This is a genomic window from Pseudomonas sp. (assembly GCF_049645325.1).
Lineage (GTDB): Bacteria > Pseudomonadota > Gammaproteobacteria > Pseudomonadales > Pseudomonadaceae > Aquipseudomonas.
In genome coordinates, this window is the sequence record NZ_JBARTQ010000253.1 from 1 (window position 1) to 6,294 (window position 6,294).

At 59.7% G+C, this 6,294-nt stretch carries 7 protein-coding genes; 2 read left to right on the top strand and 5 right to left on the bottom strand.

Annotation, left to right across the window (positions count from 1 at the left end; all coding sequences use genetic code 11):
- Positions 1–69: 69 nt before the first annotated feature.
- The 5 genes from WBB95_RS10955 to colR form a co-directional block, all read right to left on the bottom strand.
- Positions 70–297: a hypothetical protein gene (locus tag WBB95_RS10955; RefSeq protein WP_424487609.1), complete on the bottom strand. Its 228-nt coding sequence runs from the start codon at positions 295–297 to the stop codon at positions 70–72.
- Positions 294–1,013: a lipopolysaccharide kinase InaA family protein gene (locus tag WBB95_RS10960; RefSeq protein WP_424487610.1), complete on the bottom strand. Its 720-nt coding sequence runs from the start codon at positions 1,011–1,013 to the stop codon at positions 294–296. Before WBB95_RS10960 ends, WBB95_RS10955 begins: the two co-directional genes overlap by 4 nt.
- A gap of 4 nt (positions 1,014–1,017) precedes the next feature.
- A complete protein-coding gene (locus tag WBB95_RS10965) occupies positions 1,018–1,698 on the bottom strand; it encodes a class I SAM-dependent methyltransferase (RefSeq protein WP_424487611.1) in 681 nt (226 codons plus the stop codon).
- A 189-nt stretch (positions 1,699–1,887) separates the two neighbouring features.
- The gene (locus WBB95_RS10970) at positions 1,888–3,168 is read right to left on the bottom strand and encodes a sensor histidine kinase (protein WP_424487612.1); all 1,281 of its coding nucleotides are present in this window, start codon (positions 3,166–3,168) and stop codon (positions 1,888–1,890) included.
- Complete coding sequence (colR, locus tag WBB95_RS10975) at positions 3,158–3,841, bottom strand: two-component system response regulator ColR (protein WP_003175870.1); 684 nt, start codon at positions 3,839–3,841, stop codon at positions 3,158–3,160. The genes WBB95_RS10970 and colR overlap by 11 nt, the downstream gene beginning before the upstream one ends.
- Before the next feature lie 202 nt (positions 3,842–4,043).
- On the opposite strand from colR, the gene WBB95_RS10980 reads away from it, so the two are divergent.
- Both WBB95_RS10980 and WBB95_RS10985 read left to right on the top strand, forming a co-directional pair.
- Positions 4,044–5,993 (top strand): LTA synthase family protein, encoded by a 1,950-nt coding sequence (locus WBB95_RS10980; RefSeq protein ID WP_424487613.1) that lies wholly within the window; start codon positions 4,044–4,046, stop codon positions 5,991–5,993.
- Between the two features lie 78 nt (positions 5,994–6,071).
- Positions 6,072–6,294 (top strand): response regulator (locus WBB95_RS10985; protein WP_424487614.1); only part of this gene is annotated, 223 nt, incomplete at its 3' end.

The window sequence follows — 6,294 nt, forward strand, 5'->3', positions numbered from 1 at the left end:
GCCAAAAAACCACAGTCCAAAAAAAAGGGCCTCGCATCGCAAGGCCCTTCTTCGGGAGTTTGAATCGTTTCAACTCTGCGGCCTCATGCCCTGAGACATCCCAAACATGAACAACAACAAGTCATGATCAGGCTTGACCGCCACACTCGCCTTCGCAACGCGCGGCAATGGGCATTGCCCACCGCCTTGCACCGCATGCAGCACTTGTGTGCGAGGCAGTTCCCAAGCGGCCAGTGCGAGGGCTGCAATGCCCAACGCCCCGACCAGGAACAAACCTCGTGCTATTTCTAGCTTCATCTGGTTAAACCCTTGATAGCGCTGCCAAACGCCGTCTCGTAAAAGTAGCTGAGTTTTTTCCAGTCGGTGTCGTTGAACGACGAATGGCGGCGCAGTTGCAGCATATCGTGGGACGCCGCCCGATAAGCGGTCAGGCGCTGGCGGCACTTTTCAAAGTCCAGCAGTGCCACTTCCACCTTGGCCGAGTCGCGCTCACCGGTTACCCGCACAAACACGTGCTTGATATACAGGCAACCATGCTGCCAACGGCCTTTGTGCATACGCGCCAGGGTGCCGGCCAATTCCTTGAGCAAACGCTCATGCACCTCTTCGCCGTACTGCTCGCGGCCGCCTGCGGCGTACCAGTTTTCGATCTCGTCGAAACCATCGAGAGACGCGGTCACCAAGAGCGCTGTCCATTGATGCTCAGGGTCGCGTCGCGCTCCGCAGAACACCAATTCCGGTACTCGTACATCCAGTAAACGCAAACCCTTGAGGGCATCGCGCTCGCGCAACACGGTCGGGCGCCCGAACGGGTGGAGCCAACTGCGGTAAATATGCCCGGTCTGGCGTTTGCTGTAGAGCAATCGGCCATTTGGGCTCACCACACGTTGCACACCGCTTTCACCGCCGCGTCGACGATTAGGCTCCTCGACCCAATCGCCTTGCAGGCGCCAGAAAAAATCAAACCGCTCTTCTGGAGCTACATGACTGCCAACTACGCACTCAACTGCCATCCTGTTACCTCTTACGCAATACATACACTCGCCACATGGCGTAGAGCGGTATGAAGTCCAGGGATTCCTGAACCCGGAAACCGGCTTGCTCGAACTCTGCCTCAACAGTAGCAGCCGGTAACACAAACCGATTTTGGTAACCTTCCTGCTCACCTTTTTTGCGACGTTTCACTTCAGCACGCTTGCGCTTCCAGGCCTTGAAGTTGCCATCGACCCACAACGAAATGATCACACTGTCGCGGGTAACACGCTGAAACTCCCGCAGTATTGTCAGCCTGTGCGCCGGATCACCAATGTGGTGCATCAGGCGCATGCAGAAAATGCTGTCGACTGAGTTATCGGGCAAATCGATATCAAAGGCCGATGTCTGCAAAGGGCGTACCCGTTTGACCACATCTGCAGGCTGCGCAACCGTGGCGACCTTCAACATCGACGCCGAATTGTCGGCCCCGATAATCACACGGTTGGGTTTCTCTGCCAACAATGGCCAAAAGCGTCCCGCCCCACAGGGCAGGTCCAGCACCAGGCCTGGCTCGCCGGCCATGGCCAGCGCGCCGCGCGCCAATTGCTCGTCGCGCTTGTGGGACAACCGGCGAGCCAGATTGTCCTGATGCTTGAGCAAATAATTCTGCGCGTGCTGATCGTCGTACTTTTCAGAAAATTCGAGCTTGGTCGGGGTAGACATCAACGGATCTCCAGTAGCTGATGCCTACAACCTTAAGCAGCAAACTGTGATCAACAGGTCAACCCGTTGTGAAAAACTTGTCCTGTCCAATCTCATACATTTCAAGACTTTACAGACACAAGGGATGGCATGGGGCCATCTTCGCCGAAAAGCAGGGGATCTGCCGCAGGATAGCGGCAGGAAAGGCGGTCAGGGTTTGACCTGGCTCAACTCGACGTGAAAACGGCAGCCATTGGGCTCCATGGTGCTCAAGCTGACGCTCCAGCCCTGGCTCTCACAGATGCGCTGCACCAGCGACAAACCCAAGCCCAGGCCGTCACCGCGCTTTTCGCTGCCGCGTACAAAGGGTTCGAACATCGCTTCGCGTTTGTCTTCCGGAATACCGACGCCGGAGTCTTCCACCACAAAACCACTGGGCTCCAGGGTCAGGCGGATAAAGCCCTGCTCGGTGTAATGCAAGGCGTTGCGCAACAGGTTGCCCATCACCGCGTGCAGAAAGGTGGTGTTGTAACGCGTATCCAACGGGTTGCCCGGCTGGTAGATCAACTCAAGGCCTTTGTGTTCGATGGGCTCACGCCAGATCCCGAGCAGATCATCGGCCACCTGGGTCAGGCTGACCTGCGGCGACATGGCTGCATCGTCGTGCTTGGCGCGGGCCAGCATCAGGAAAGTCTGCACCAGTTCGCGCATTTCTTCGCAGGCGCGCGCAATGCGCTGCACCTGATTACGGCCACGCTGATCAATCGCCGGGTTTTCCAGCAGCAACTCGCACGAGCTGGCCAGTACCATCAACGGCGTGCGCAATTCGTGGCTGACGTCGCTGGTGAACAGTTGCTCGCGCGACAACGCCTGGCGCAACCGGCCCAGTGTGGCGTCGAACGCCACCGCCAGTTCGCCGACTTCATCGGCGGCATAATCCGGTGCCAACGGCGGCGCCAGCCCCAGCAACTGATCACGATGCCGCACCTGGCGGGCCAGGCGCACCACCGGCGCCATCACTTTGCGCGCCAGCACCCAGCCGAGGAACACGGCCAGCGCCAGGCTGAGCACAAAGCCCACCAGCACCACGGCAAACAGCACGCGCTCACGTTCTTCGAAATCGCTCTGGTCTTGCAGCAGCACGTAACGCCGGCCATCGACCACTTCAACCATGGCGTGGTACGACAGCGCCTCGCGAAACACCTCGTGAAAACCCGGTTCCAGGTGCCGCAGATCCTTGGGCAGCTCGAAATCCCCGGGGCCGCCGCTGAAGTAGAACAGTTGATCCGGCTCGGGGCGGTGGTTCCAATCCTCGACGCTGTCCATCAGCAGCAACCGTTGCAAGTCGCCGCCCAGGCCTGCCGAGATCAGCTTTTCTTCCACCAGGTGCACGGTCGCGACGATGCCCATGGCGAAGGCCCCCGCCACCAACGCACTCATCAAGGCAAAGGCGATGATGATCCGCTGGGCAAGGCTTTGCTTAAACTCCATCACGACCCTCGGCCAGGCGATAACCCACGCCGTGTACCGTTTGCAGCAGCGGTTTGGCGAAAGGCTTGTCGATCACTTGGCGCAATTGGTGGACGTGGCTGCGCAAGCTGTCGCTGTCCGGGCAGTCATCGCCCCACAGCGCTTCCTCGAGAATTTCCCGACGCAACACGTGCGGGCTTTTCTGCATCAACACCGCCAGCAGCTTGAGGCCCACTGGGTTGAGCTTGAGCAGGCGCCCCTCGCGGGTGACTTCCAGGGTGTCGAGGTCGTAGCTCAAGTCGCCGACTTGCAGGGCGCGGCGCCCACCACCCTGGGCACGGCGCAGCACGGCTTCGATGCGAGCGGCCAGTTCCGACAAGGCGAACGGCTTGAGCAGGTAATCGTCGGCACCGGACTTGAAGCCCTGCAGGCGGTCATCCAACTGGTCACGCGCGGTGAGCATGATCACCGGCGTGTCGCGGCGCGCGTCTTCGCGCAGGCGTTTGCACAGGGTGTAGCCATCGATCCCTGGCAGCATGATGTCGAGCACGATCAAGTCGTAATGCTCGGTGGCGGCCAGGTGCAGGCCTGACAAACCGTCCTGCGCACAGTCCACGGTGTAGCCTTTGAGCCCCAGGTAATCGGCCAGGTTGGCCAGAATATCGCGGTTGTCTTCAACCAATAGAATTCGCATGGGCAGTGTCTCCGTTCTTTCGTGCCAGCCTTGTCGGCTCGCGCAGCTTAAGGCCAAGTGTGGCTCAGGGATAGACCTGGGAGCCACGTCGATAAAGGTTTTCAACTGATTACTTGGCCGAACGAGTTTTTCACTATAGCTTCACAAACTGACTACAGTGTCAGCGCGAAGATCGCGCCCCATTAATATAAGGAAGTTGGACATGGGGTTTCTCAAAACCGCGCCTATGCGCTACTTGTTGTTGGTTACCGGTACCTGGCTGGCTATTTTCCTGCTGACCCGCGGCCTGTTGCTCGTCACTCACCTGGACGAAGTCAGTGGCAACCTGCTGCCGGTGTTTGGCGTGGGCCTGCTGTACGACCTGAGTTTCCTTGTCTATGCAGCCCTGCCGCTGGGCCTTTACTTGCTGGTGTGCCCGCCCGCGCTGTGGCGCCGCCGGGGCCATCGCTGGTTCTTGCAAGCCGTGCTCACGGTCAGCCTGTTCGCCATGCTGTTCACTGCGGTGGCCGAGTGGTTGTTCTGGGATGAATTCGGCGTGCGCTTCAACTTTATTGCCGTCGATTACCTGGTGTACTCCAACGAGGTGCTGAACAACCTGCTGGAGTCCTACCCGATCGGCAAGCTGCTCAGCTTGTTGGCGATGCTGGCGATTGTGTTGAGCCTGGCGTTGCGCAAACCGTTCAACGCGGCCATGCGCGCGCCCCTGCCACCCCTGCGTGGCCGCCTGCTGAACGCCGTGAGTTTGTTGGTCGTTGCGGGTCTCTGCATGCAGTTGATCAGCCAAGACAGCCCGCGCGCCCAAGGCGGCAACGCCTACAACAACGAACTCGCGAGTAACGGCCCGTATCAATTTTTTGCCGCCTTCCGCAACAACGAACTGGATTACACGCAGTTCTATAAAAGCCTGCCGACCGACGTGGTTGCCAAGCAATTGCGCGCCGAACTCAGCGAACCCAACGCACGCTTTGTCGGCACCGACCCGCTGGACATCCGCCGCGAAATCACCAACCCGGGCACGCTGCGCAAACCCAACATCGTGCTGGTGACCATCGAAAGCTTCAGCGCCAAATACATGGGCAGCAACGGCGACGGGCGCAACCTCACGCCCAATCTCGATGTCCTGCGCAAGCAAAGCCTCTACTTCAATAACTTCTATGCCACCGGCACCCGCACCGACCGTGGCCTGGAAGCGATCACCCTGGCAATTCCACCCACGCCCGGCCGTTCGATCGTCAAGCGTATTGGGCGTGAAAGCGGTTTCGCCAGCCTCGGCCAGCACCTCACGTCTATCGGCTACGACAGCGTGTTCGTGTACGGCGGGCGCGGTTATTTCGACAACATGAACGCGTTTTTCAGTGGCAACGGTTATCGTGTCGTCGACCAGAGCAGCGTGGCCGAAGCGGAAATTTCGTTCAAAAACGCCTGGGGCATGGCCGACGAAGACCTCTACCGACAAACCCTGAAACTGGCCGACGCCGACTACGCCAAACAGCAGCCCTTCTTGCTGCAATTGATGACCACCTCCAACCATCGCCCCTACACCTACCCGGATGGGCGCATCGATATCAAATCCGGTAACGGCCGTGATGGCGCGGTGAAATACACCGACCACGCGATTGGTGAATTCCTGGACGCGGCACGCCAGAAACCGTGGTTCGACAACACGATTTTCGTGTTCGTCGCTGACCACACCGCTGGCAGCGCAGGCAAGGAAGACCTGCCGATGGTCAACTATCAGATTCCGTTGTTCATCTATGCACCCAAACTCATCGAAGCCCGGGAAAGCGCCCAACTGGCCAGCCAGATCGACTTGGCGCCGACCCTGCTGGGCCTGATCAACCTGAGCTACGAATCGACCTTCTTCGGTCGCAACCTGTTGCAAGACAACCCGCTGCCACCGCGCGTGGTGGTCGGCAACTACCAGCACCTGGGGTTGTTCGACGGCAAGGACCTGGCGATTCTCAGCCCGCGTTTTGGCCTGCGTCGCCATGACCAGGCCCTGGGTGACAGCCAGGAACTGCGCGTGGGCAGCGATGACCCGTTGATCCAACGCGCGATCACCTACTACCAGGGCGCGAGCTACGGGTTCAAACAGCAGTTACTCAGCTGGAAGGCGCCGAAGGACGCGGCTCCCGAGATCACCGTTCGCTGACAGCCGCTTACAGCCCTTGCCACTCCCGTGGCAAGGGCGCAACACTTGCGCCCCTCCACTGGCGACGGCGCCCCTTTCATGCCCGACACCCTGCTGCTGATTGAAGATGACCGCCCACTGGCCGCACTGACGGCCGAGTTTCTGCGTGCCGAAGGGTTTAACGTGGCGGTGGAGCACCGTGGCGACCGCGCGGCCCAACGCATTCTTGACGAACAACCGGCGCTGCTGATCCTCGATGTGATGTTGCCGGGCATCGACGGTTTCACCCTCTGCCGGCAGATTCGCGACAGCTACCCAGGGC